Annotated in this window: 18 protein-coding genes; 14 read left to right on the forward strand and 4 right to left on the reverse strand. The window is 74.1% G+C overall.

Annotated elements, in window-relative coordinates; translation table 11 throughout:
• Positions 1–5 precede the first annotated feature (5 nt).
• Positions 6–1,454, reverse strand: coding sequence for an NADP-dependent phosphogluconate dehydrogenase (gndA, locus tag ISOVA_RS08855; protein ID WP_013838895.1), 1,449 nt, complete (start codon positions 1,452–1,454; stop codon positions 6–8).
• A 172-nt stretch (positions 1,455–1,626) separates the two neighbouring features.
• Between gndA and ISOVA_RS08860 the strand changes: the two genes are divergently transcribed.
• The 6 genes from ISOVA_RS08860 (at position 1,627) to ISOVA_RS08885 (ending at position 8,771) form a co-directional block, all read left to right on the forward strand.
• Positions 1,627–2,247 carry a DUF3000 domain-containing protein gene (locus ISOVA_RS08860; RefSeq protein ID WP_013838896.1) on the forward strand — a complete coding sequence of 207 codons (621 nt, stop codon included), beginning with the start codon at positions 1,627–1,629 and terminating at the stop codon, positions 2,245–2,247.
• Positions 2,244–3,470, forward strand: coding sequence for a ribonuclease D (locus tag ISOVA_RS08865; protein ID WP_013838897.1), 1,227 nt, complete (start codon positions 2,244–2,246; stop codon positions 3,468–3,470). Before ISOVA_RS08860 ends, ISOVA_RS08865 begins: the two co-directional genes overlap by 4 nt.
• Before the next feature lie 137 nt (positions 3,471–3,607).
• Complete coding sequence (locus ISOVA_RS08870; RefSeq protein WP_013838898.1) at positions 3,608–4,894, forward strand: thiolase family protein; 1,287 nt, start codon at positions 3,608–3,610, stop codon at positions 4,892–4,894.
• A gap of 1 nt (position 4,895) precedes the next feature.
• The gene (locus ISOVA_RS08875; RefSeq protein ID WP_013838899.1) at positions 4,896–7,091 is read left to right on the forward strand and encodes a 3-hydroxyacyl-CoA dehydrogenase NAD-binding domain-containing protein; all 2,196 of its coding nucleotides are present in this window, start codon (positions 4,896–4,898) and stop codon (positions 7,089–7,091) included.
• 109 nt (positions 7,092–7,200) lie between these two features.
• Positions 7,201–8,283: a carboxylate-amine ligase gene (locus ISOVA_RS08880; RefSeq protein ID WP_013838900.1), complete on the forward strand. Its 1,083-nt coding sequence runs from the start codon at positions 7,201–7,203 to the stop codon at positions 8,281–8,283.
• A 107-nt stretch (positions 8,284–8,390) separates the two neighbouring features.
• On the forward strand, positions 8,391–8,771 hold the full coding sequence (locus tag ISOVA_RS08885) for a hypothetical protein (protein WP_013838901.1): 381 nt from the start codon (positions 8,391–8,393) through the stop codon (positions 8,769–8,771).
• A gap of 8 nt (positions 8,772–8,779) precedes the next feature.
• Here the strand turns inward: ISOVA_RS08885 and ISOVA_RS08890 are convergent, their stop codons facing one another.
• Positions 8,780–9,577 carry an SGNH/GDSL hydrolase family protein gene (locus ISOVA_RS08890; RefSeq protein ID WP_041294825.1) on the reverse strand — a complete coding sequence of 266 codons (798 nt, stop codon included), beginning with the start codon at positions 9,575–9,577 and terminating at the stop codon, positions 8,780–8,782.
• Positions 9,578–9,635: 58 nt separating this feature from the next.
• Complete coding sequence (dxs, locus tag ISOVA_RS08895) at positions 9,636–11,540, reverse strand: 1-deoxy-D-xylulose-5-phosphate synthase (RefSeq protein WP_013838903.1); 1,905 nt, start codon at positions 11,538–11,540, stop codon at positions 9,636–9,638.
• Positions 11,541–11,698: 158 nt separating this feature from the next.
• Here dxs and ISOVA_RS08900 point away from each other — a divergent pair, with 158 nt between their 5' ends.
• The 3 genes from ISOVA_RS08900 to ISOVA_RS08910 are packed head-to-tail and all read left to right on the forward strand — an operon-like array spanning position 11,699 to position 14,770.
• Positions 11,699–13,147, forward strand: a complete 1,449-nt coding sequence (locus tag ISOVA_RS08900) for a GuaB1 family IMP dehydrogenase-related protein (protein WP_013838904.1) — start codon at positions 11,699–11,701, stop codon at positions 13,145–13,147.
• A 16-nt stretch (positions 13,148–13,163) separates the two neighbouring features.
• Positions 13,164–13,874, forward strand: coding sequence for an NUDIX hydrolase (locus ISOVA_RS08905; protein ID WP_013838905.1), 711 nt, complete (start codon positions 13,164–13,166; stop codon positions 13,872–13,874).
• Positions 13,871–14,770: an aminoglycoside phosphotransferase family protein gene (locus tag ISOVA_RS08910; protein ID WP_013838906.1), complete on the forward strand. Its 900-nt coding sequence runs from the start codon at positions 13,871–13,873 to the stop codon at positions 14,768–14,770. Before ISOVA_RS08905 ends, ISOVA_RS08910 begins: the two co-directional genes overlap by 4 nt.
• Before the next feature lie 13 nt (positions 14,771–14,783).
• On the opposite strand, the gene ISOVA_RS08915 is transcribed toward ISOVA_RS08910, so the two are convergent.
• Positions 14,784–15,452 (reverse strand): TetR/AcrR family transcriptional regulator, encoded by a 669-nt coding sequence (locus ISOVA_RS08915; protein WP_013838907.1) that lies wholly within the window; start codon positions 15,450–15,452, stop codon positions 14,784–14,786.
• A 17-nt stretch (positions 15,453–15,469) separates the two neighbouring features.
• Here ISOVA_RS08915 and ISOVA_RS08920 point away from each other — a divergent pair, with 17 nt between their 5' ends.
• The 5 genes from ISOVA_RS08920 to ISOVA_RS08940 all read left to right on the forward strand — a co-directional run bounded on the left by ISOVA_RS08920 (position 15,470) and on the right by ISOVA_RS08940 (position 24,974).
• A complete protein-coding gene (locus tag ISOVA_RS08920; protein ID WP_013838908.1) occupies positions 15,470–16,054 on the forward strand; it encodes an alpha/beta fold hydrolase in 585 nt (194 codons plus the stop codon).
• A 209-nt stretch (positions 16,055–16,263) separates the two neighbouring features.
• Positions 16,264–17,190 carry a sugar phosphate isomerase/epimerase family protein gene (locus tag ISOVA_RS08925; RefSeq protein ID WP_013838909.1) on the forward strand — a complete coding sequence of 309 codons (927 nt, stop codon included), beginning with the start codon at positions 16,264–16,266 and terminating at the stop codon, positions 17,188–17,190.
• Positions 17,191–17,304: 114 nt separating this feature from the next.
• Positions 17,305–18,270, forward strand: a complete 966-nt coding sequence (locus tag ISOVA_RS08930) for a multicopper oxidase domain-containing protein (protein WP_233275866.1) — start codon at positions 17,305–17,307, stop codon at positions 18,268–18,270.
• A gap of 190 nt (positions 18,271–18,460) precedes the next feature.
• On the forward strand, positions 18,461–22,396 hold the full coding sequence (locus tag ISOVA_RS08935) for a ThuA domain-containing protein (protein ID WP_233275867.1): 3,936 nt from the start codon (positions 18,461–18,463) through the stop codon (positions 22,394–22,396).
• A gap of 58 nt (positions 22,397–22,454) precedes the next feature.
• The gene (locus tag ISOVA_RS08940; protein WP_013838912.1) at positions 22,455–24,974 is read left to right on the forward strand and encodes an OmpL47-type beta-barrel domain-containing protein; all 2,520 of its coding nucleotides are present in this window, start codon (positions 22,455–22,457) and stop codon (positions 24,972–24,974) included.
• The last annotated feature ends 41 nt before the right edge of the window (positions 24,975–25,015 follow it).

Here is a 25,015-nt window from a genome sequence, read left to right on the forward strand (position 1 = left end):
GGTGCTCACGCCTCCACTTCGGTGCGGTCGCCCGACCACAGCGTGTGGAAGGTGCCCTCGCGGTCGGTGCGGCGGTAGGTGTGGGCGCCGAAGTAGTCGCGCTGCGCCTGGATGAGCGCGGCGGGCAGGCGCTCGGCGCGCACGCCGTCGTAGTACGCGAGCGACGACGAGAACGCCGGCGTCGGGATGCCGGCGGCCGCGGCCTTGGCCACGACACGGCGCCACGCCGCGAGCCCGTTGCCCACGGCCTCGGTGAAGTAGGCGTCGGCGAGCAGCAGCGGCAGACCCGGGTCGCGCTCGTAGGCCTCGGTGATGCGGTTGAGGAAGCGGGCGCGGATGATGCAGCCGCCGCGCCAGATGCGAGCCATGGCGCCGCGGTCGATGTTCCAGCCGTTCTCGGCGGACGCCGCCGCGATCTGGTCGAAGCCCTGCGAGTACGCCACGACCTTCGAGGCGTAGAGCGCCTGGCGCACGTCCTCGACGAACGCGGCGCGCGCGGCGTCGTCGGCGGGCACCTCGAGCGGCGTCGCGTCGGCGGGCAGCGCGGCCCGCGCGGCCTCGCGCTGCGGCACCGAGCCCGACAGGGCGCGCGCGAACGTCGCCTCGGCGATGCCCGTGATCGGCACGCCGAGGTCGAGGCCGTTCTGGACCGTCCAGCGGCCCGTGCCCTTCTGCTCGGCCTGGTCGAGCACGACGTCGACGAACGCCTGGCCCGTGGCCGCGTCCGTGTGCCGCAGCACCTTGGCGGTGATCTCGATGAGGAACGACTCGAGGTCGCCCGCGTTCCACTCCTCGAAGATCTCGCCGATCTCGGCGGCGGACGCACCGAGGCCCTGGCGCAGCAGGTCGTACGCCTCGGCGATGAGCTGCATGTCGGCGTACTCGATGCCGTTGTGCACCATCTTGACGAAGTGGCCCGCGCCGTCGGGGCCCACGTACGTGCAGCAGGGCGTGCCGTCGACCTTGGCCGAGATCGCCTCGAGGATCGGGCCGAGCGACTCGTACGACTCGCGCGTGCCGCCGGGCATGATCGACGGGCCGAGCAGCGCGCCCTCCTCGCCGCCCGAGACGCCGGTGCCCACGAAGTGCAGGCCGCGCTCGCGCAGCGCCTTCTCGCGCCGGATCGTGTCGGGGAAGTGCGCGTTGCCGGCGTCGACGACGATGTCGCCCTCTTCGAGCAGCGGCACGAGCTCGTCGATGACGGCGTCGGTGGCGGCGCCCGCCTTGACCATGACCACGACCTTGCGCGGCCGCTCGAGCGACGCGACGAAGTCGGCCATCGACTCCGACGGCACGAAGTCGCCCTCGTGGCCCGCCTCCTCGATCAGCGAGGCCGTCTTGGCGTAGCTGCGGTTGTGCACCGCCACGGTGAACCCGTGCCGGGCGAAGTTGCGCGCCAGGTTGCGGCCCATGACCGCAAGTCCGGTGACACCGATCTGTGCACGAGCTGACATGCTTCCTGCTCTCTCGAGACGATGACGCGCGCCCGACGGGCCGCGCTGAGGCCTCGCCCAGCCTAGTGCGGAGCGCTCGCCTGGTGGACGGACCATCACGATACGGACACGGCTCGCCGCGTCCGGCACGTCGTGCACCGGTCCGGGCGCCCCGCGGACGTACCGTGACCAGGTGACCGGCGACCAGCGAGAGGTCCCTGCCCCGTTCGTGGCCGCGCTCGCCTCGCTGCGGGCGCAGCGGCTGCGTCCCGAGGTGCGCCTCGCCGAGATCCCGGGACCGGCCCGCATCGCGCCGTTCAGCGTCGCGCTCGAGGGCGAGGTGCTCGCCGGCCGCGCCGGCGCCCGCGGCCCGGACGCGCACGGCCACGAGCCGGGCGAGCTCGCCACGGGGCGCTTCGTGGTGCTCCACGACCCCGACGGGCAGGAGACGTGGCGCGGGACGTTCCGCGTCGTCACCCTCGTGCGGGCGACTCTCGAGCCCGAGCTCGCCGCCGACCCGCTGCTCGCCGAGGTGGCGTGGTCGTGGGTCACCGAGTCGCTCGAGCGGGCCGGCGTCGAGCACCTCGCGCTCGGCGGCACCGTCACGCGGGTGCTGTCGCAGAGCTTCGGCGCGCTCGCCGGCACGCCCGACGGCGTGGACCTCGAGCTGCGCGCCTCGTGGACCCCGGTGGGCACCGGCCTCGGCGAGCACCTCGGGGTCTGGGCCGACCTCATGAGCACGGCGGGCGGTCTGCCGCCCCTGCCGGACGGCGTCACGGCCCTGACGCCGCGACGAAATACCGTAGGACCATGAGCTCCGCCCCGGCCGCGCCCGTCCCCGACGTCGTCCCCCTGACCGAGCCGTCCGACGGCGTCGGCCCGGTCGTGGACACGCCGGCGGCGTTCGCGCGGGTCGTCGAGCGGTTCGCCGCAGCCACGGGGCCCGTCGCCGCGGACGCCGAGCGCGCGTCGGGCTACCGCTACGGGCAGTCGACGTACCTGGTGCAGGTGCGCCGCGCGGGCGCCGGCACGGCCCTGCTCGACCCGGTCGCGCTGCCCGACCTGTCGGCGCTCGGCGAGGCCGTCGGGGACGCCGAGTGGGTGCTGCACGCCGCGTCGCAGGACCTGCCGGGGCTGGCCGAGCACGGCCTGCGTCCCGCGCGGGTGTTCGACACCGAGCTCGCCGCGCGCCTGCTCGGCATGGAGCGCGTGGGTCTCGCGGCGGTCGTCGCCGAGGTGCTCGGGCTCGGGCTGGCCAAGGAGCACTCGGCCGTCGACTGGTCGACGCGCCCGCTCCCGACCGACTGGCTGCGCTACGCCGCGCTCGACGTCGAGGTGCTGCTCGAGCTGCGCGAGAAGCTCGGCGAGCGGCTCGAGGCCGCGGGCAAGGCCGAGTGGGCCGCCGAGGAGTTCGAGGCCGTGCGCACCGCACCCCCGCCGGCCCCGCGGCCCGAGCCGTGGCGCCGGACGTCGGGCACCCACACGCTGCGCGACCGCCGCCAGCTCGCCGTCGTGCGCAGCCTGTGGGCGGCGCGCGACGCGAGCGCCCGCGCGCGCGACGTCTCCCCCGGCCGCGTCCTGCCCGACCGGGCGCTGGTCGCGGCCGCGCGCGCCCTGCCGCGCTCGGTGCCGCAGCTCGTGGCGCTGCCCGAGTTCGCGGGCAAGGCGGCCCGGCGCCGCGCCGCCGCGTGGCAGCGCGCGATCGACGAGGCGCTCGCGCTGCCCGCCGAGCAGCTGCCGAGCCTGCGCGGCCCGAGGACCGAGGGCCCGCCGCAGCCGCGCGTCTGGGCCGACCGAGACCCCGTCGCAGCCCGTCGCCTCACCGCCGCGCGCGAGGTCGTCGCCGCGCTGTCCGAGGAGCTGTCGGTCCCGGTCGAGAACCTGCTCCAGCCCGATGCCCTGCGCCGGCTGTGCTGGACGCCGCCCGACCCGGCCGGGCCCGCCGAGATCGCGGACTTCCTGCGCGGACGCAACGCGCGCGAGTGGCAGGTCGCGCTCGTCGCCGAGCCGCTCGCCAAGGCGTTCGCCGGTCTCTGAGCGGGACGGCGGCCGGCCACGCGACCTCCTGATACGCCGTCTCACCTCCTGCTATCTTTTTCCCGGTACTCGCGGTAGCGTGTACCGGCGAGAGCGGCGTCGCTCGCGGACGCCGAAGTCCCAGACCAGGAGCTGCCATGACCGTGGCCACCGACACATCCGCCGGGCAGACCCCCGGCGCCCGCCGCACGCCGGGACGCCGCGCCGTGCGCGACGTCGTCTTCGTCGAGGGCGTGCGCACGCCCTTCGGCAAGGCGCGCCCCGACGGCCTGTTCGCCGAGACCCGCGCGGACGACCTCGTCGTCAAGGCGGTGCGCGAGCTGCTGCGCCGCCACCCCGAGCTGCCGCCCGAGCGGGTCGACGAGGTCGCGATCGCGGCCACGACGCAGCAGGGCGACCAGGGCCTGACCCTCGGTCGCACCGTGAGCCTGCTGGCCGGGCTGCCGCACACCGTGCCGGGCTACGCGATCGACCGCATGTGCGCGGGCGCGATGACCGCCGTCACGACCACCGCCGCGAGCATCGCGGTCGGCGCGGCCGACGTCGCGATCGCGGGCGGCGTCGAGCACATGGGCCGCCACCCCATGGGCCTCGACGCCGACCCCAACCCGCGCTTCCTCGCCGAGCGGCTCGTCGACGCCGAGGCGCTCAACATGGGCGTCACGGCCGAGAACCTGCACGACCGGTTCCCGCACCTGACCAAGGAGCGCGCCGACGCGTACGCGGTCAGCACCCAGGCCAAGTACGCCAAGGCCCTCGCGAACGGCGACATCGGGCCCGAGATCGTTCCGGTCGCCGTGCGCTCGGCCGAGAAGGGCTGGGGCCTGGCCACCGCCGACGAGCTCCCCCGCCCCGGCACCACGATGGAGGCCATCGCCGACCTCAAGACGCCGTTCCGCCCCGGCGGCCGCGTCACGGCGGGCAACGCCTCGCCGCTGACCGACGGCGCGACCGCGGCGATCGTCGCGGCGGGCGAGGTCGCCGAGGAGCTCGGACTGCCCGTCGCGATGCGCATGGTCGCGTACGCGTTCGCGGGCGTGCCGGCCGAGATCATGGGCTACGGCCCCGTCCCGTCGACCGACAAGGCGCTGGCCCGCGCCGGCCTGACGATCGACGACATCGGCCTGTTCGAGATCAACGAGGCGTTCGCCGTCCAGGTGCTGAGCTTCCTCGACCACTACGGCATCGCCGACGACGACGAGCGGGTCAACCCGTACGGCGGCGCGATCGCCGTCGGGCACCCGCTCGCGAGCTCGGGCGTGCGCCTCATGACGCAGCTCGCGCGCCAGTTCGCCCAGCACCCCGAGGTGCGCTACGGCCTGACCACGATGTGCGTGGGGCTCGGCCAGGGCGGCACCGTCATCTGGGAGAACCCGCACCACGCCGACTACTCGGGCCACGTCCCGGCCACCACGGAGGGCTGACATGACCGACACGAACCGACCGGCCGAGGCCGCCGCCGAGACGACCGCCCGGGACACGGCCGAGACCCCGGGCGTGCGCGCCGAGCGGGTCACCCGCTCGCTCGTGCGCGACGTCGCGCTGCCCGGCGGCACGGGCACCCTCGCGCTCGTCACGCTCGACAACGGCCTCGACCACACCAAGCCGAACACGCTGGGCCCCCAGGGCCTGACCGAGCTCGCGCAGGTGCTGCGCCGCCAGCAGGAGCGCGCCGCCGCGGGCGAGATCGTGGCCGTCGCGGTGACGGGCAAGCCGTACGTGCTCGCGGCCGGCGCCGACCTCCTCGGCGTCGGCGCGGTCACGCGTCGCGAGGAGGCGCTCGAGCTGGGCCGCCTCGGCCACGCGGCCTACGAGCTGCTCCACACCATGGGCGTGCCGACGTTCGCGTTCGTGGGCGGGATCGCGCTCGGCGGCGGCCTCGAGCTCGCGCTCAACTGCGACTTCCGCACCGTGTCGTCCGACGTCGGCGCGCTGGGCCTGCCCGAGGTGAGCCTGGGCCTCGTGCCAGGCTGGGGCGGCTCGTACCTCGTGCCGCACCTCGTCGGCATCGAGAAGGCCGTCGACGTCCTGCTCACGCGGCCGGCGGCGAACAAGCCGTTCAAGGCCGCCGAGGCGCTCGACCTCGGTCTCGTCGACGCGATGTTCGACCCCGCCGACTTCCTCGAGCGGTCGATCGCCTGGGCCGAGCAGGTCGTCCGCGGCGAGGTGAGCGTGCCGCGCCGCGAGCCGGACCCCGAGCCCGTGTGGGACGCGGTGCTGGGCGCGACGCGGCAGCGGCTCGACGCGGTCGTGGCGGGCTCGCGCCCGGCGCCCTACCGCGCGCTCGAGCTGCTCGCCGGCGCGCGCACGTGGACCCGGGCCGAGGCGTTCGCGGCCGAGGACGAGGCGCTCGCCGACCTCATCATGACCGACGAGATGCGCGCGAGCGTGTACGCGTTCCAGCTCGTCTCGGGCGGCAAGAAGCCGGCCGGGGCGCCGTCGTCTGACCTCGCCCGGCCCGTGACGCGGGTCGGCATCGTCGGCGCGGGCCTCATGGCGGCGCAGATCGCGCTGCTGGTCTCCCAGCGCCTGGGCGTCCCGGTCATCATGCGGGACCTCGACGACGAGCGCGTCGCCAAGGGGCTCGGCTTCGTGCGCTCGACGGTCGACAAGCTCGTCGGCCGCGGCCGCATGACGCCCGAGGTCGCGGCACGCGTCACGGCGAGCGTGCGCGGCACGACCGAGATCACGGACCTCGCCGGCTGCGACCTCGTCATCGAGGCCGTGACCGAGGTCATGGACCTCAAGAAGCGCGTCTTCGCCGAGCTGGAGGGCATCGTCTCGCCGGACACGATCCTCGCGACCAACACCTCGGCCCTGTCCGTCACCGAGATGGCCTCGGCGCTGCAGCACCCCGAGCGCGTCGTCGGCATCCACTTCTTCAACCCGGTCGCGCAGATGCCGCTCGTCGAGGTCGTGCAGGCGGGGCGCACCGGCGACGAGGCGCTCGCCACGGCGTTCGCGGTCACCAAGAAGCTCCGCAAGACGGCCGTGCTCGTCGCCGACCGGCCCGGCTTCGTCGTCAACCGCCTGCTCGTGCTCGTCATGGGCAAGGTCGTCGAGGCGGTCGAGAACGGCACACCGGTCGAGGTCGCGGACCGCGCGCTCGCGCCGCTCGGCTTCCCGATGCCCACGTTCGAGCTCTTCGACCTGGTGGGCCCCGCGGTCGGCCTGCACGTGCTGACCTCGCTGCGCGAGGACCTCGGCGACCGGTTCCCGCGCTCGCCGGGCCTGGAGAAGCTCGTCGCCGACGGCACGCGCGTCGTGCTCGACGCGCCGGCGCCCGGTCTGCCCAAGCCCGTCGACCCGGCGATCCAGGACGCGTTCGGACCGGCGCTCGAGGCCGGCGAGACGGGCCGCCTCGGCACGGCGGTCCTCGACGCCGAGGGCGTCCTGGACGCGGTGCTCACCGCGCTCTCGGTCGAGGTCGGCCACATGCTCGACGAGGGTGTGGTCGCCGCGCCGCAGCAGATCGACCTGTGCATGATCCTCGGCGCCGGGTGGGGCTTCCACACCGGCGGCATCACGCCGTACCTCGACCGGACCGGGTACTCGGAGCGCGTGCTCGGCCGCCGGCTCCTGCCCGACGGCGTCGCGAACGTCCCCGGGAACGTCGCCTGACACGCCCTCCCCGGGGGACCCGCAGGGGCCCGGCCGTCGAGCGGACGGCCGGGCCCCTGGAGCCGGGCTCTGACCTGCGAGACCGCGCGCACCGTGCGAGCATCCACGCGTGACGCGATCCTTCGGAGTCGAGGAAGAGCTGCTGCTGATCGGTGCGGGCGGCTCCCCCATCCCCCGGGCCCAGGCCCTGCTCGACGGGGCCCACCCGGACCACGGGCCGCTCGAGCCGGAGTTCATGGAGGAGCAGATCGAGACGGCGACCGAGCCGACGACCTCGCTCGCCGACCTGACGCAGGCGATCCGGGACGGCCGCGCGGGCGCCCAGGCGGCCGCGCAGGCGCACGACGCGCAGATCGTCGCCGTCGGGACGTCGCCCGTGCCGATCGACGGCACGACGGTGTCCAAGGTGCGCTACCTCAGGGCGCGGACGGAGTTCGGGCTCACCGCGCGCGAGCAGCTCACCAACGGCTGCCACGTGCACGTGTCCGTCGCCGACGACGCCGAGGGGGTCGCCGTCATCGACCGCATCGGCCCGTGGCTGGCGCCGCTCCTCGCACTGTCGGCCAACTCCCCGTTCTGGCAGGGTGACGACTCGGGGTTCGCGAGCTTCCGCTCGCAGGTCTGGGCCCGCTGGCCCACCGCCGGGCCGTCGCGGCACTTCGGCACGCCCGAGGCGTACCACGCGGCGGTCGAGGCGCTCGTCGCCACCGGCACCATCCTCGACCAGGCGATGGTCTACTTCGACGCGCGCCTGTCGGCGAAGTACCCGACGGTCGAGATCCGCGTGGCCGACGTGTGCCTCGACGCCCGCACCGCGGCGCTGCTCGCGGCGCTCGCGCGCGCCCTCGTGGAGACGACCGCCCGAGAGGCGGCCGACGGCGTGCCGGCGCCCGACGCTCCCACCGAGCTGCTGCGCACCGCGCACTGGCGTGCCGGCCGGTCCGGCATCACCGGCGACCTGCTCCACCCGCGCACGTTCCGGCCGGCACCGGCGCACGACGTCGTCGGCATGCTCGTGGAGTACGTGCGCGACGCGCTGGTCGACGCCGGGGACCTCGACGCCGTCACCGAGTCGCTCGGCACGCTGTGGTCGGGCGGGAACGGGGCGGAACGGCAGCGCGCCTGGTACGCCGAGGCCCAGGGCGACCTGCACCAGGTCGCGCTCGACGCCGCGAAGGCGACCCTCGCCTGAGACCCGGCCGAACTGGTGCGCCCGAAGGCGTCACCGACGGCCCTCCCGAGGCTCTCTCACGGTAGCGGCACCGCGCCCGGCGCCGCCCGGCCGAGGCGGCGATCACCATGGGCACCACGACGTCACCCGTCACGTTCGAGGTCTGGAGCGAGGACGCCGCCGGGCGCGCACGGCAGGCGGACGACCCCTGGGAGCCGGCGCCCGCCGAACGGCACCGTGCCCCGTCCCCGATCACCATCGCCGTGGCGGCCGTCGTCGGCGCCGCGCTCGCGTCGGGCGGCTTCCTCGCCGCGGCCGTGCTGGCCGAGCTGCACGAGGCGCGCGACGCCGCCGACCTGCGCCAGCAGGTGGACGGCGCGCTCGTCGACCTGCTGCGCAGCAAGGACCTCGTGGTCGTGCGGCCGCCGACCGCACCCGTGCCCGTCGCCTCGCCCGACCCGCACGGCCCCTGCTCCCCGGTACGTGCCGAGCGCCTCGGCCACTGCTGACCCCGGCCTCAGCCCCGCGGCGGCTTTCCGAGCGCGCCCAGCACGGCGGGCACGATGGCGGCCGCCGTGCGTTTGTAGCCGAGGGCGCTGGGGTGGAACCGGTCGAGGCTGAACATCTCGTCGGGGTTCGTCACGAAGAACGGTCCGACGGTGCGTGCGAGCGACACCGCCCGGGCGCCGTGCCGCCGCGCGACGGCCTCCTGCGCCGCGGCGAGCTGGCGCGACAGCCGGGACCCGAGCGCGCGCAGGGGCTGCGGGACGGGCCGGAGCGCGCCCAGGTCGGGGCACGTCCCGACCACGACGGCGGCACCCCGCTCACGCAGCTCCGCGACGGTGCGATCGAGGTGGCGCGTCGACGTCGCGACCGGCACGCGGTGCGTGACGTCGTTGCCGCCCACGACCACGAGCGCGACGTCGGGCCGGTAGTCCGCGGGCAGGCTCGCGAGCTGGTCCCCGAGGGCCGACGACTCGGAGCCCACGACGGCGGCGCACCGCAGCCGCACCGGCCGGTGGAGCGCCTTGGCCACGCCCCGCGCGACGCGCGCGCCGAGCGTGTCCTTGGGCCGCTCGGCGCCGAGGCCGGCGGCGATCGAGTCGCCGAGGACCAGCAGCTCGAGCGGCTCGCCGCCGTAGCCCTTCTTCCAGACGCGGTCGGCGTCGAGCGCGGTCTCGCCGAGGGCCTTGCCGATGCGCCGGCGGGCGAGCGCCGCCTGGTGCCGCAGCAGCTCGCGGGCGCCACCCAGCGCCACACCGGCCACGGCGAGCGCCGCGGCGAACCGGATGGCGGCCCTGCGCGTGCGGGTCATGCCCGATTCGAACCACACCGACCTGAACGGCGGGTGGCCGGCAGGTGGCGGCGCGTCGTCAGCTCGGCGAGGAGAGCGACGCGAGGGCCGCGAGCGCGTCGCGCACCGCGTCCTCGGCGCGCAGCCGCTGCGCAGTCGCGATCTGCTCGCGGCTCGCGTGGTCCAGGAACTTGGCCGGCAGGCCCTTGTGGACGTGCGGCGTGCGGACGCCCTGCTCGGCGGCGCGCTGGGCGAGCGTCGCACCGACGCCGCCCTCGACCACGCCGTCCTCGATCGTCAGGACGAGGTCGTGCTCGCCCGCGAGCTTGACGAGCGCGGGCGGGACGGGCAGCACCCAGGTCGGCGAGACGACCGCGACCTCGAGCCCGTGCGCCGCGAGCGACTCGCCGGCCGCGAGCGCCGTGCCCGCCATGGCCCCGACGCCCACGACGAGCACGCGGGCGCCGCCCTCGACGGCCCCGGCGCCGGGCGCGTGACGGGCGACGACGTCGACGCCCTCGAGCTCCTCGAGCGCGGGGACGGGGTCGACGAGAGCGCCCTTGGGGTACCGCACGACGGTCGGCGCGTCGTCGACGTCGACGGCCTGGCGCAGCGCGGCGCGCAGCGTGGCCTCGTCGCGGGGCGCCGCCAGGCGGAGGCCGGGGACGATGCGCAGCATCGCCATGTCCCACATGCCGTTGTGGCTCGGGCCGTCGTCGCCGGTGATGCCGGCGCGGTCGAGCACGAAGGTGACGCCGGCCTTGTGCAGCGCGACGTCCATGAGGACCTGGTCGAACGCCCGGTTGAGGAACGTCGCGTAGACGGCGACGACGGGGTGCAGCCCGGCGAAGGCCATCCCGGCGGCCGACGTCGCCGCGTGCTGCTCGGCGATGCCGACGTCGAACGTGCGGTCGGGGAACTCCTGCGCGAACGGCGCGAGGCCCACCGGGTGGAGCATCGCCGCGGTGATCGCGACGACGTCGGGCCGGCGCCGGCCGATCTCGACGATCTCGTCGGCGAACACCTGGGTCCAGCCGAACCGTGAGGGGGCCACGGGCAGGCCGGTCTCGGGGTGGATCTTGCCCACCGCGTGGAAGCGGTCGGCGACGTCCTCCTCGGCCGGCGTGTAGCCGCGGCCCTTCTCGGTGATGGCGTGCACGATGACCGGCCCGCCGAACGCCTTGGCGCGGCGCAGCGCGTGCTCGAGCGCGGCGACGTCGTGCCCGTCGACGGGGCCGACGTACTTCAGGCCCAGGTCCTCGAACATGCCCTGCGGCGCGACGACGTCCTTGAGGCCCTTCTTGAGCCCGTGCAGCCACCCGTACGCGAAGCGCCCGGGGGCGCCGGTGCGGTGCAGCGTGCGCTTGCCCCAGTCGAGGAACGCCTCGTAGCCGCGCGTCGTGCGCAGCGTGTCGAGGTGGTTGGCGACGCCGCCGATGGTCGGCGAGTAGGAGCGGCCGTTGTCGTTGACCACGATGACGAGGCGACGGTCGTCGCCCGCGGCGATGTTGTTGATCGCCTCCCAGGCCATGCCGCCCGTGAGCGCGCCGTCGCCGATGACCGCGACGACGTGCCGGTCGCCGAGGCCGCGCACCTGGTTGGCGCGCGCGATGCCGTCGGCCCAGGACAGGGCGGTCGACGCGTGCGAGTTCTCGACGACGTCGTGCTCGGACTCGGCCCGGCTGGGGTACCCGGACAGGCCGCCGCGCTTGCGCAGGGCCGAGAAGTCCTGGCGTCCGGTGAGGAGCTTGTGCACGTACGACTGGTGACCCGTGTCGAGCACGAGCGTGTCGCGCGGCGACTCGAAGACCCGGTGCAGCGCGATCGTGAGCTCGACGACGCCGAGGTTGGGGCCCAGGTGGCCGCCGGTGCGCGAGACCTGGTCCACGAGGAACGTCCGGATCTCGGCCGCCAGCTGCGTCGTCTGGGCGGCGGTGAGCCGTCGCACGTCCTCGGGCGAACGGATGTCCCTCAGCAGCCCCATGCATTCCCTCCAGACATAACCGGACCACTCTACGTGGTCGCCGTGGTGCACGTGTGCAGGAGGTGCGCGGTAGGTTCGAAGGTGCCGACGGGAACACGTGACCGCCGGCGGGCGTTCGAGGGTCCGGAACTCTCGCCTTCACCTCCCAGGGGACACCTGTGCGCTTTCTCGACGGGCAGCAGCCCATCACCGACCTGACCTACGGCGACGTCTTCATGGTGCCGTCGCGCTCCGACGTCGCGAGCCGCTTCGACGTCGACCTCGCGAGCGACGACGGCACGGGCACCACCATCCCCGTCGTCGTGGCCAACATGACGGCGGTCGCCGGCCGCCGCATGGCCGAGACGGTCGCGCGGCGCGGCGCGATCGCGATCCTGCCGCAGGACGTCCCGACCGAGGTCGTGGCCGACGTCGTCGCGGACGTGAAGTCCAAGGACCCCGTGATCGAGACGCCGGTGGTCGTCACGCCGACCGAGACGGTCGCCACCGTCCTGACGCTGCTCGGCAAGCGCGCGCACGGCGCCGCGGTCGTCGTCGAGGACGGCCGGCCCGTGGGCGTCGTGACCGAGGCCGACTGCGCGGCTGTCGACCGCTTCGCGCAGGTGCGCCAGGTCATGGCCGCCGACCTCGTCACGCTCGACGCCGCGCAGGTCGAGGCCGAGGGCCTCGAGGCGACGTTCGAGCGGCTGGCCGCCGCCAAGGTGCAGCTCGCGCCCGTGGTGCGCGACGGCGTCCTGGCCGGCGTCCTCACCCGCAAGGGCGCGGTGCGCTCCACGGTCTACCGCCCGGCGCTCGACGCCGCGGGGCGCCTGCGCGTCGGGGCCGCGGTCGGCATCAACGGCGACGTCGCGGCCAAGGCGAAGGGCCTGCTCGACGCCGGGGTCGACGTCCTCGTCGTCGACACCGCGCACGGGCACCAGACGAAGATGCTCCAGGCGCTCGAGGCGGTGCGCGGGCTCGACCCGCAGGTGCCCGTCGTGGCGGGCAACGTCGTCACGGCCGCGGGCGTGCGCGACCTCGTCGCCGCGGGCGCCGACATCGTCAAGGTCGGCGTCGGCCCGGGCGCGATGTGCACCACGCGCATGCAGACCGCCGTCGGGCGCCCGCAGTTCTCCGCGGTGCTCGAGACGGCCGCCGCCGCGCGCGAGCTCGGCAAGCACGTGTGGGCGGACGGCGGCGTGCGGCACCCGCGCGACGTCGCGCTCGCGCTCGCCGCCGGCGCGTCGCAGGTCATGATCGGGTCGTGGTTCGCGGGCACGTACGAGTCGCCGGGCGACCTGCACGACGACGGCACGGGCCGCCTCTACAAGGACTCGTTCGGCATGGCGTCGGCGCGGGCCGTCGCGGCCCGCACGGCCGGCACCGGCTCGGCCTTCGACCGGGCACGCAAGGCCCTGTACGAGGAGGGCATCTCGACCGGGAAGATGTACCTCGACCCGCGCCGGCCGGGCGTGGAGGACCTGCTCGACGAGATCACCTCGGGCGTGCGGTCGAGCTTCACGTACGCCGGCGCGCGCACCGTCGCGGAGTTCGCCGAGCGCGCGGTCGTGGGCATCCAGTCGGCCGCGGGCTACCAGGAGGGGATGCCGCTCGCGACCTCGTGGTGAGCGGTAGCCTGCCCCGATGACCCCCGAACCGCTCGCGACGACGTCGGCCCGGGCGCAGCTCGCGGCGCTGGCCGAGGACCCGGAGCTCCTCCGGTCCTGGCCGTACGCGCGAGGCCTCCCGGCCGACCCCGCCGCGGCCCGGCCGGCCGCCGTGCTCGTGCTGTTCGGTGTGCTCGACGGCCTGCCGGCCGACCACGACGCGCAGGCGCTCGCCGTCTCGCACGACCTGGACGTGCTGCTGCTCGCGCGTGCGGCGACGCTGCGCTCGCACGCCGGCCAGGTCGCGTTCCCGGGCGGGCGCGTCGAGCCGGGCGAGTCGCCCGTCGATGCGGCGCTGCGCGAGGCCGAGGAGGAGACGGGGCTCGACCCGTCCGGCGTCGAGGTGCTCGGCACGCTGCGCGAGCTGCCCATGCCCGTGAGCAACCACGCGGTCACGCCCGTGCTGGCCTGGTGGGCGCGGCCCACGCCCGTGCGCGTCGTCGACCACGGCGAGTCGTCGCACGTGTTCCGGGCGCCCGTCGCCGACCTCGTCGACCCGGGGCGCCGCGTCACGACGGTGCTGCGCCGCGGCGGCCAGGTGTGGAAGGGCCCCGCGTTCCAGGTGGTCGACGGCGACGTGACGCACCTCGTGTGGGGCTTCACGGCCGGCATCCTCGACCGCATGTTCGAGCGGCTCGGCTGGGCGGAGCCGTGGGACCGGGGGCGCGAGCTGGAGCTCGAGCCGTGAGGGCCGACCTCGACGTCACGGTCGACCTCGCCCGCGCGCTCCTCGCCGAGCAGCACCCGGACCTCGCGGACCGGCCGCTCGAGCTCGTCGCGAACGGCTGGGACAACGTCATGCTCCGGCTGGGGCCCGGCGCCGACGGCGCGCGCCTGGCGCTGCGCCTGCCCCGCCGCGAGGTGGCCGCTCCGCTGGTGCGCCACGAGATCGAGTGGCTACCGGTGCTCGCGCCGCGCCTGCCCGCCGTCGTGCCCGAGCCCGTGCTCGTCGGCCGGCCCAGCGCGGCGCTCGGGTACCCGTGGTGGTGGGCCGTGGTCTCGTGGGTCGACGGGCGCCGCGCCGCCGACGTGCCCGTCGCCGAGCGTGGGGTGCTCGCCGAGCCGCTCGCCGCGTTCTTCCTCGCCCTGCACGCGCCGGCGCCCTCGGCGGCGCCGCACAACCCTGTGCGCGGCGTGCCGCTGCGGACGCGGGACGCGCCCTTGCGCGGCCGCGTCGAGCGCGGCGTCGTGCCCGACGACGAGCGCGTGCTCGCGCTGTGGGAGGACCTGGTCCGGGCGCCGGCGTGGGACCGGACCGCCGTGTGGCTCCACGGCGACCCGCACCCCGGCAACCTGGTGGTGGCCGACGACGGGACGCTCGCCGCGGTCGTCGACTTCGGCGACATGACCGCGGGCGACCCGGCGACCGACCTCGCCGCGGCCTGGCTCGTCCTCGACGCCGACGGGCGCGGCCGGTTCCGCGACGCGCTCGCCGGGCGCTACCCGGCCGACGACCCCGTGTGGCTCCGGGCGCGCGGGTGGGCGCTGACGATGGCGACGGGGATGCTGGAGTCCGGTCCCGAGCACGCCTGGGTGCACGCGATGGGCGTCGAGGCGCTCGCGCGCGTGCTCGACGAGACCTGACCGGGCGGGACTCCTACGCGACGGCGCCCGGGTCGGCGCCGCGCGCCACGAGCGCCGCGCGCACGGCGGCCTCGGCGCGCGCGTAGACCGCGTCGTCGCCGAGCAGCAGCGAGCGGTCGTTGGCCGCACCGAGCAGCGCCGTCACCTCGAAGACGAGCTGCGCGGCGTCGGTGCCGGGGTCGAGCTCGCCCGCCGCGACGGCCAGGCCGACGTGGTGCTGGAGGTAGCCGTCCCAGTCGCGGCGCGCCGCGACGACCGCGTCGCGCACGGGCCCCTCGCGCCCGTCGAGCTCGACCTCCACCGCCCTGAAGAAGCACCCGCCGACGAACGTCCGGCCGCGGGAGTAGTCGATCCAGCGCTGCACGAGCGCCCAGACGCGCGCCAGCCCCGGCGACGCCGCGCGGGCCGGGACCACGACCGTGTCGAGGAACAGGGTGCGCGCGTGGTCGACGGCCGCGAGCTGGAGCCCCTCCTTGTTGCCGAACAGGCCCGCGATCCCGCTCTTGTTGAGCGGCACCTGCTCGGCGAGGACGCCGAGCGTCAGGCCGTCGAGGCCCCGGACCGACGCCTCCTGCACAGCACGGTCCAGGACGGCGGCGCGCGAGCGGTCGCCGCGGGCGCGCCGGCCGTCGAGGTCGGCTTCCGGTCCTGCTCGCGCACGGCTGGCAGCTGCGCGCGTCACGGTTCTCCGCGCTCGTCGTGGCGCTCGAGGCCGCGGGGCTCCAGGCGGTCGCGTTCGACGGCGTCGCGCACGGCGAGTCGGCGGGCCGCCGCACGACCGTGCTCGACCACGTCGCCGGGATGCACGCGCTGCAGGAACGGCACGGCCGGTTCGCCGCGGTCGTCGGGCACTCCCTGGGCGGGCTCGCCGCCGGCATCGCGGTGCGCGACGGCCTCGCCGCCGAGCGCTACGTCGCGATCGCCGCACCGACCGGGTTCGACTCGGTCGTCGCGAGCTTCCGCCGCCTCGTCGGCCTGCCGGACGCGCTCCACGAGGCGCTGTGCGACCGCGTGGCGCGGGACCTGTTCCCCGGCGAGCCCGGTGCGCGGGAGCGCCTCGACCTGGTGCGGCACCCCGTCGCGGCCGACGTCCCTGCGCTGTTCGTGCACGACGTCGACGACCGGATGCACGGGTCCGCCGAGGCCCGTCGCCTGCACGCCGCCCACCCGGGCAGCGAGCTGCTCGTGACGGCCGAGCTCGGCCACAACCGGGTGCTCGACGACCCCGACGTGGTCGCCGCGGTGGTCGAGCACGCGAGCGCCTCGCTCCTCGTGGCCCGGTGAGCGCCGAACCCGCCAGTGTGCACCCGTTGCCCCCGGCTCGCACTTCATGTATGTGAACGCGAGAAGGTCAACGGCTGTCAGTCATCTTTTGCTTGACCCACGTCAGAAGTCCCTCTACGGTCGAGACGACCCGGTTGTGCACGGCAACGTTCGCCCGGGTCGAGCGTCCGTCGTCGATGACGGCGCTCTCGCCACGTGGAAGGGAATCCATGACGATGAAGTCGAACCTGGCCGGGCGCGGTCTGCGCACCGCGGCGGCGTCGGCCGCCGGGCTCGCACTGGCCCTCGGGACGGCCGCGGGCGCCACGGCTGCTCCGGGCGAGTCGGCACGTCCGGACGACGCCGGGCGCTCGGTGCCCGCGAGCAAGATCTCCATCCAGATGTTCAGCCTGATCCCGTGGGTCCAGCAGGACGGCCTCGACTCCGTTCTCGGCGAGCTGGCGGCGATGGGCTACAGGAACATCGAGCCGTTCAGCGGCAACTTCGCCGGGTACACGGCCGAGGAGTTCGCGGCCCTGCTCAAGAAGCACGGGCTCAAGGCGTCGGCCTCGCACAACAGCACCAACGAGGCGACCTGGGACCAGACGCTCGACTACGCCAAGACGATCGGGCAGCACTACGTCGGCTCCGGCGGCTTCGCCTCCCCCGGCATCGGCAGCTACGAGAACACGCTCGCGACGGCCGAGACGCTCAACCGCCTCGGCGAGGCGGCGTCGAAGCGCGGCCTGCACAAGATCTTCGGCCACAACCACCAGCAGGAGTTCACGACGAAGTACGTCGTGCCGGAGACCGGTGAGCTCAAGTCGGCGTGGGAGATCATCGCCGACAACACCGACCCGCGGTACGTGACGTTCGAGCTCGACGTCCTGTGGGCCGCGGACGCCGGCGTCGACGTCGTCGCGCTCCTCGAGGAGTACGGCGACCGCATCGAGCTGCTCCACGTCAAGGACGGCTTCCTCAACGGCGACGCCCGGGCGACCTTCGCGGACGTCGGCGAGGGCGAGATCGAGTGGGAGCCGATCCTCCAGGCCGCCCACGGAAAGGTCCGGTACTACACCGTCGAGTACGACCTCGCCCCGAACGGGCGGGAGTTCGCGGCTGACAGCTTCGAGTTCTTGAGCAGCCTCACCTACTGATCCCCGCGAGGCGGGCCGGTTCCCCGGCCCGCCTCACGGCTTTCCACGAGGAGATCCATGTCTGGACAACGTGTCGCCGGTGACGCGGCGAAGGGCGGAGTGTCACGACGGTCGGTGCTGACCGGCACCCTCGCAGGTCTGGTCGCGCCGGCCGCCATGTCGACGATGACGGCGAGCGCCGCACCGGGCGCACCGGGCGCACCGGGTGCGTCCGGCAGGACGCGGCGCATCACCATGTACGCCGAGTCGCTGCCCGGCGGTCAGTACGGCTACGGCCTCGCCCCGGGCGAGGCCACCATCCCGGGGCCCGTCCTCGAGATGTGGGAGGGCGAGACCCTCGAGATCGAGCTGGTCAACACCACGGACCGGCGCCTCTCGATCCACCCGCACGGGGTCAACTACACCGTCGACTCCGACGGCAGCCCGCTGAACGCCTCCTACAACGAGCCGGGCGAGACCCGGACGTACGTCTGGAGCACGCAGACGCAGTACCAGGCCGGCAGCGGCCTGTGGATGCCCGGGAGCGCCGGGTACTGGCACTACCACGACCACGCGATGGGCACCGACCACGGCACCGAGGGCGTGCGCAAAGGCCTCTACGGTGCGCTCGTGGTCCGCCGCAAGGGCGACGTCCTGCCCGACCGGCAGTTCACCGTCGTGTTCAACGACATGACGATCAACAACCAGATGGCGCCGAACGCCCCCGTGCTCGAGGCGAACCTGGGCGAGCGCGTGGAGTTCATCGCGATCGGCCACGGCGACATGTTCCACACCTTCCACCTGCACGCCCACCGGTGGGCCGACAACCGCACGGGCATGCTCGAGGGCCCCAACGACTCCAGCCAGATCATCGACAACCGGGACCTCAACCCGGGCGAGTCGTTCGGCTTCCAGGTGATCGCCGGAGCGGGCGTGGGGCCGGGCGCGTGGATGTACCACTGCCACGTCCAGTTCCACTCCGACGCCGGGATGGCGGGCGTGTTCCTCGTGCGCAACGAGGACGGCAGCCTCCCGGACGGCGCCCAGGAGGCGCTCGACCGCTACCGCGACCACCAGCACGGAGGCCACGCGAACCACTGACCGACGCACCAGACGTCTGTGGCGGGGAACGGCCCCGCGACGACCTTCGATCACGAGCAAAGGAGCAGTGATGGAACGGACAGGACGAGACCGAGGGCTCCGCGGTGGCACGCCACCGCGGGAGCTCAGACGACGGGCACTCGCCGCGACCGCAGGTGCGGTCCTCGCGGCAGGGCTCGCGGTGGCACCGGTGGCCGCCGCTCCGGCCGCGGACCCCAGCCCGGAGCCGACGTCGCCGTCGGCCGCGCAGGGCAAGGGACAGTCGGCCGGCACCGACGGGGGGACGCGAGCCGCGGCCGCCGCGACGCTGCCCACCGACCTGCGGGTGCTGATCTTCCACGGCGACCCCGCCGCGCAGGTCGACCCCGTCGAGGTCGCCGCCGACACGATCGGCGAGATCGCGGGCGAGCACGGCTTCGCGGTCGACGTGACGCACGACCCGGCCGCCTTCACCACCGACAACCTCGCGCAGTACCGCGGCGTGGTGTTCCTCTCCGCCGAGGGCACCGAGCTCGACGCCGACGCCGAGAACGCCCTGCGGGCGTTCGTCGAGGGCGGCGGAGGATTCCTCGGCGTCCGCGACGCCGCCCGGGCGCAGGAGCGTTCGCAGTGGTTCACCGGCCTGATCGGGACCCGGCCCGTCGGCAACCTGCCCGACCCGGCCGACGTCGCGAACGTCACCGCGAGCGCCAACAACCCGCCCAACGAGACCGAGGCCAACCTGACCGACGGCGACCCGGGCACCAAGTGGCTCGCGTTCGAGCGCACCGCGTGGCTCGAGTACGAGATGAGCGAGCCGGTCACGGCGGTCCGGTACGCCCTGACGTCGGCCAACGACTTCGACGGCCGGGACCCGCAGTCCTGGACGCTGCAGGCGTCGACCGACGGCGAGACGTGGGTGGACCTCGACTCGCGCACGGACGAGGACTTCCCGGACCGGTTCCTCACGCGCGACTTCGCGATCGAGAACGACACCGCGTACACGCACTTCCGCCTCGACATCACCGAGAACGCCGGCGAGCCGCTGACGCAGCTCGCGGACTGGGCGATCTACGACGCGTCCGCGTTCGAGGGCGAGGAGCCCGAGATCCCCGTCCAGGAGGCGACGGTCAACGTCGTCGACCGGCACCACCCGGCCAACGAGGGCCTGCCGGTCAACTGGACCCGGTCGGACCGGTGGCTGAACTGGAGCCCCAACCCGACGGGCGAGGTCCACACGGTGGCCCAGGTCCAGGAGTGGGACTACGACCCGGGCGAGGGCGCGAACGGCCCCTTCCACCCGGTCTCGTGGTGCCGTGACTACGACGGCGGGCGCTCGTTCTACACCGGCATGGGAGGCACGGCCGAGAGCTACGGCGAGCCCGAGTTCCGCGACCACCTCGCGGGCGCGCTCCTGTGGTCCACCGGTGTCGTGCGCGGCGACTGCCAGGCGACGATCGGCGCCAACTACACGATCGAGCGACTGACCGGCACGAACGCGCCGGGCCAGCTCGACCAGATCGGCGAGCCGCACGGCCTGACGATCGCCGACGACGGCGGCGTCTTCTACATCGGCAAGGCGGCGTGCCCGTCCGGCCCGATCGTGCCGTGGGAGAACCCCGACGTCGGCCTCGGCTGCGGGACGATCCACCGGTGGGACCCCGAGACGAAGGAGACGTCGCTCCTGACCACCCTCGAGGTCATGGGCAACCGCGGCAGCGGCTCGGAGCTCGTCAAGAACGAGGAGGGCCTCATCGGCATCACGCTCGACCCCGACTTCGCCGACAACGGCTGGGTCTACGTCTTCTGGATGCCGCACGAGTCCATCGACCGCGAGCGCCGCGTCGGTGAGCGGACCGTCTCGCGCTTCACGTACGACGCCGAGGCGAACACGATCGACCAGTCGACCCGCGTGGACCTCATGGCGTGGGAGACGCAGATCCACTCGTGCTGCCACGCCGGCGGCGGCATGGCGTTCGACGACGAGGGCAACCTCTACATCGGCTCGGGCGACAACAACTCCTCGGGCGGGTCGAACGGCTACTCGGGCAACAACTGGACCCAGGAGTTCGCCGGGATCTCGTTCCAGGACGCTCGGCGCACGTCGGGCAACACGAACGACTACAACGGCAAGATCCTGCGGATCCACCCGGAGCCCGACGGCACGTACACGATCCCGGAGGGCAACCTGTTCCCCGAGGGCGAGTACCCGGCGGACAAGACGAAGCCGGAGATCTACGTCATGGGCGTGCGCAACATCTCGCGCCTGGCCTGGGACTCGAAGAACGACTGGCTCACGGCCGCGTGGGTCGGGCCGGACGCGTTCAGCCCGGACCCGGAGCTCGGTCCGGCGAAGTACGAGACCGCCACGATCATCACGTCCGCGGGCAACCAGGGCTGGCCGTACTGCATGGGCGACCGTCAGCCGTACCGCGACCGGTCGAACGAGGACGCGAGCGTCCTGACCGGCTGGTACGACTGCGACAACCTGAAGAACACCTCGCCCCGCAACACCGGCCTCGTGGACATCCCGCCCGCGCGGGACAACATGATCTGGTACTCCCCCGGTGGCGGCGGACCCGTCTTCCCGCGCGACGAGAACGGGATCCCGTCGTACGTCGACGACGAGGCCACCTACACGCAGCCGTACCTGCGCGGCGGCGGGCAGGCGATCATGGACGGCCCGACGTACCACCGGTCCGAGGTCGACACCGAGAGCGGCGTCGCCTGGCCGGAGCACTGGGACAACAAGTGGTTCATCGGCGACCAGTCGAACGCGAACAACCGCGTCGCCGTGACGGTGAACCCGGACACGGTCGAGGAGGCCGGCCCGCCGGTCTTCGTCGAGGACCTGCGCAGCATCATCCGCTCGGGCGGCGGCAGCAACGCGCTGCAGAGCTGGATGGACGCCAAGTTCGGTCCGGACGGCGCGCTGTACATGCTCGACTACGCGGGCGGCTTCTTCTCGCTGCACCCGAACCAGAAGCTCATCCGCATCACCTACGACGGCGGGCCGGCGACCCCGGCACCGGCCGGGACCGCGACCAGCGTCCAGAGCGACCCGCTCACCGTGGCGTTCACGGGAAGCAGCTCGGGCGGCGTGTCGTGGCACTGGGACTTCGGGGACGGCACCACGTCCACGGAGCCCGACCCCCGGCACACCTACGCGCGCGTCGGGCAGTACGACGCCTCGCTCACCGTCACGTACGCCGACGGTGAGGAGGTCACCGTCGACGTGCCGGTCCGGATCACCTGCACGATCCCGGACGGCCGCGGCACGGTGCACGTCGGCGGCACGGACACCGGGGTGCCGAACGACGACCTCGGCGGCTGCACGATCAACGACCTGATCAACGACGAGGGCGACTGGGACGGCCACGGCGCGTTCATGGAGCACGTCAACACGGTGCTCAACCAGCTCCAGGCCGACGGCGTCATCACCGGCAAGGAGAAGGGCGCGATCACCCGTGCGGCGGCGCGCTCCGACGTCGGCAAGCCGGGCCAGACCGGCTACCGCTGGCTCTTCGACGGGACGAGCGAGTCCCTCGACGGCTGGCGGCAGGCGCCGGGCGGCAGCTTCGAGCTCACCGCCGACGGGTCGCTGCGCTCGCAGGGCGGGCTGGGCATGCTCTGGTACGAGGCGGAGGAGTTCGGCGACTTCTCCCTCAAGCTCGAGTACCGGGACGTCTCCGCGGGCGACCACTTCGCCAACAGCGGCGTGTTCACCCGGTTCCCCGACCCGCGCGTCCCCCAGGACGAGCGGCCCGAGTGCGGGCAGCTCACCGGCTCCGAGGCCTGGGTGGCGATCTACTGCGGCCACGAGATCCAGATCTACGACGGTCCCGGTGGCGAGCCGCAGAAGACCGGCTCGGTCTACAACTTCGACCCGGTCGGGCTGGGCGACGCCGGCGTGACGCCCAAGGGCGAGTGGAACTCCTACGAGATCCGCGTCGTCGGGCAGCACTACGAGATCGTCCGCAACGGCGAGGTGATCAACACCTTCGACAACGTGCCGGGGATCTCCTCGTCGCGTGCCGGCGACCCGCCCACGGACCTGCGCCAGTTCCTGAGCGGCTACGTGGGCCTGCAGAACCACGGCAACGCGGACCTCATCGAGTTCCGCAACATCCGGGTGCAGGAGCTGTAGCCCGCCCGGCACCCCTCACGGACGGTCGAGCCGTCCCCCGCAGACCTGAGAGGTACGCATGTCTTCCGAGAAGCTCCACCGCCGCCGACCGGGCGGCAGACGTCTGCTCCCCCGCTCCAGCGTCGTCGCCGGCGCCCTGACGGGCGCGCTGGTCCTGGCCGGGCTCGTGCCCGTCGCGGCGGCCGCGCCGCGGCCCGCGCCCGCGTCCGGGCCGGTGGCCGCCACCACCACGACGACAACCACCACCACCGTGACGACCGACACGTCCACCACCGCGGCCGAGCAGAGCGCCGAGCAGGTGCTCACCTGGACGGCGAACAACAGCGTCACGGCGTACGCCTCGGCCCCGGCGACGGCCGTCGCCGGCCCGGCCACGATCGTCTTCGACAACAGCGTCACGGCGGGCAACACGATCGGCATGAGCCACACGCTGACGTTCGACACGACGACGCCGGGCTACAACCACGACGTCACGCTCGACATCCTCGCCAACCCGTGGGACACCAACCGCGGGGTGCACGAGGCGCAGGTCGTCCTGACGCCGGGCACGTACCGCTACTTCTGCGCCATCCCCGGCCACGGCACGATGGCGGGCGAGCTCGTCGTCACCGACGGCGGCGGCCAGGACGACACGACCGCGCCGACCGTCACCGCCGAGGTGACGGGCGAGCAGGACGCCGACGGAGCGTACGTGGGGGCAGCGACCGTGACGCTCTCCGCGGCCGACGACTCCTCCGGCGTCGCGTCGATCGAGTACGACCTCGACGACGCCGGCTACACCGCCTACACCGCCCCGGTCGCGGTCGACACGCCCGGCGCGCACACGCTGCGGTACCGAGCCACGGACAACGCCGGCAACGTCTCGGAGGTCGGGACGGTGACGTTCACCGTCGCCTCGCCCGACCCGGGCGACGTCACCGCACCGACCGTGACCGCGGAGGTCGCGGGCGAGCGCGACGACGACGGTGCGTACGTGGGCTCCGCCACCGTGACGCTCTCCGCCACGGACGACGACTCGGGTGTCGCGTCGATCGAGTACGACCTCGACGGCGCGGGCTACGTCGAGTACACCGGACCGATCGTCATCGACGAGCCGGGCATGCACATGGTGGGCTACCGCGCCACCGACGAGGCGGGCAACACGTCGGAGGCGGGCATGGTCCACCTCGTCGTGGTCGAGGAGCCCGTCGAGGACACCACGCCCCCGACCGTGAGCGCCGAGGTCGCCGGCGAGCAGGACGCCGACGGCGCCTACGTGGGCGCGGCCACCGTCACCCTCGCCGCGACCGACGACCGCTCCGGGGTCGCGAGCATCGAGTACGACCTCGACGGCGCGGGCTTCACCGCGTACACCGGCGCGGTCGTGGTCGACACCCCGGGGGCGCACACGCTCGCCTACCGGGCGACCGACGGTGCCGGGAACGTGTCGCAGGCCGGGTCGGTGTCGTTCACCGTCGTGGAGCCGGTCGAGGAGGACACCACGCCGCCCACCGTGGCGGCGCAGGTCACCGGCGACATGGACGGTGACGGTGCGTACGTCGGCTCCGCGACGGTCGTGCTGACCGCCGAGGACGCCGGCTCGGGCGTCGCGACGGTCGAGTACGAGCTCGACGGCGGCGGCTTCGCCACGTACACCGGCCCGGTGGCCGTCGACGCCCCGGGGACGCACACCGTGCGGTTCCGCGCGATCGACAACGCGGGGAACGTCTCCGAGCCCGGGTCGGTGACCTTCACCGTCGTCGAGCCGGAGCCCGACGACACCACCGCCCCGACCGTCGAGGCCCAGGTCCTGGGCGAGCAGGACGCTCACGGCCGCTACGTCGGGTCGGCCACGGTAGTCCTGTCCGCCGCGGACACCGGCTCGGGCGTGGCGACGGTCGAGTACGAGGTCGACGGCGCCGGCTTCGTCGAGTACACCGACCCCGTCGTCCTCGACACGCCGGGCACCTACGCGGTGCGGTACCGCGCGGTCGACAACGCGGGCAACGTCTCCGTCCCGGCGAGCCTCGGGCTCACGGTCGTGGCGGCTGACGAGGAGCCCGCCGACACGACCGCGCCGACCGTGTCCGCCGAGGTCGCGGGCGACCTCGGCGACGACGGCGCGTACCTGGGCTCGGCGACGGTGACGATCACCGCGCAGGACGACGGGTCGGGCGTCGCGTCGATCGAGTACGCGCTCGGCGACGGACCGTTCCAGGAGTACACCGGACCGGTCACCGTGAGCGCGGCGGGCTCGCACGAGCTGCGGTTCCGGGCGACCGACGAGGCGGGCAACACCTCCGAGGTCGAGTCCGTCACGTTCCGCGTGGCGCACGACGGGACCGACGCCTGCCCCGCGTCGGACGAGCGTCCGACCGTCGTGGTCGCCGGGGTCGTCACGACCGTGCCCAACGTCGACACGGGCAACGGCTGCACGATCAACGATCTCGTGGACGAGGACGGCGCCTACGCCAACCACGGCGCGTTCGTGGCGCACGTGCGCGAGCTCGCCGACCGGCTGGTCGCCGACGGCCACATCGGCCCGAAGGACCGGCCGCGTCTCGTCAGCGCGGCCGCGCGGTCCGACGTCGGCCGCTGAGCCTCGCCCCGAACGACGACGGACGCCCCGCCGCTCCCCAG

It is taken from the genome of Isoptericola variabilis 225, assembly GCF_000215105.1.
Classification (GTDB): Bacteria; Actinomycetota; Actinomycetes; order Actinomycetales; family Cellulomonadaceae; genus Isoptericola; species Isoptericola variabilis_A.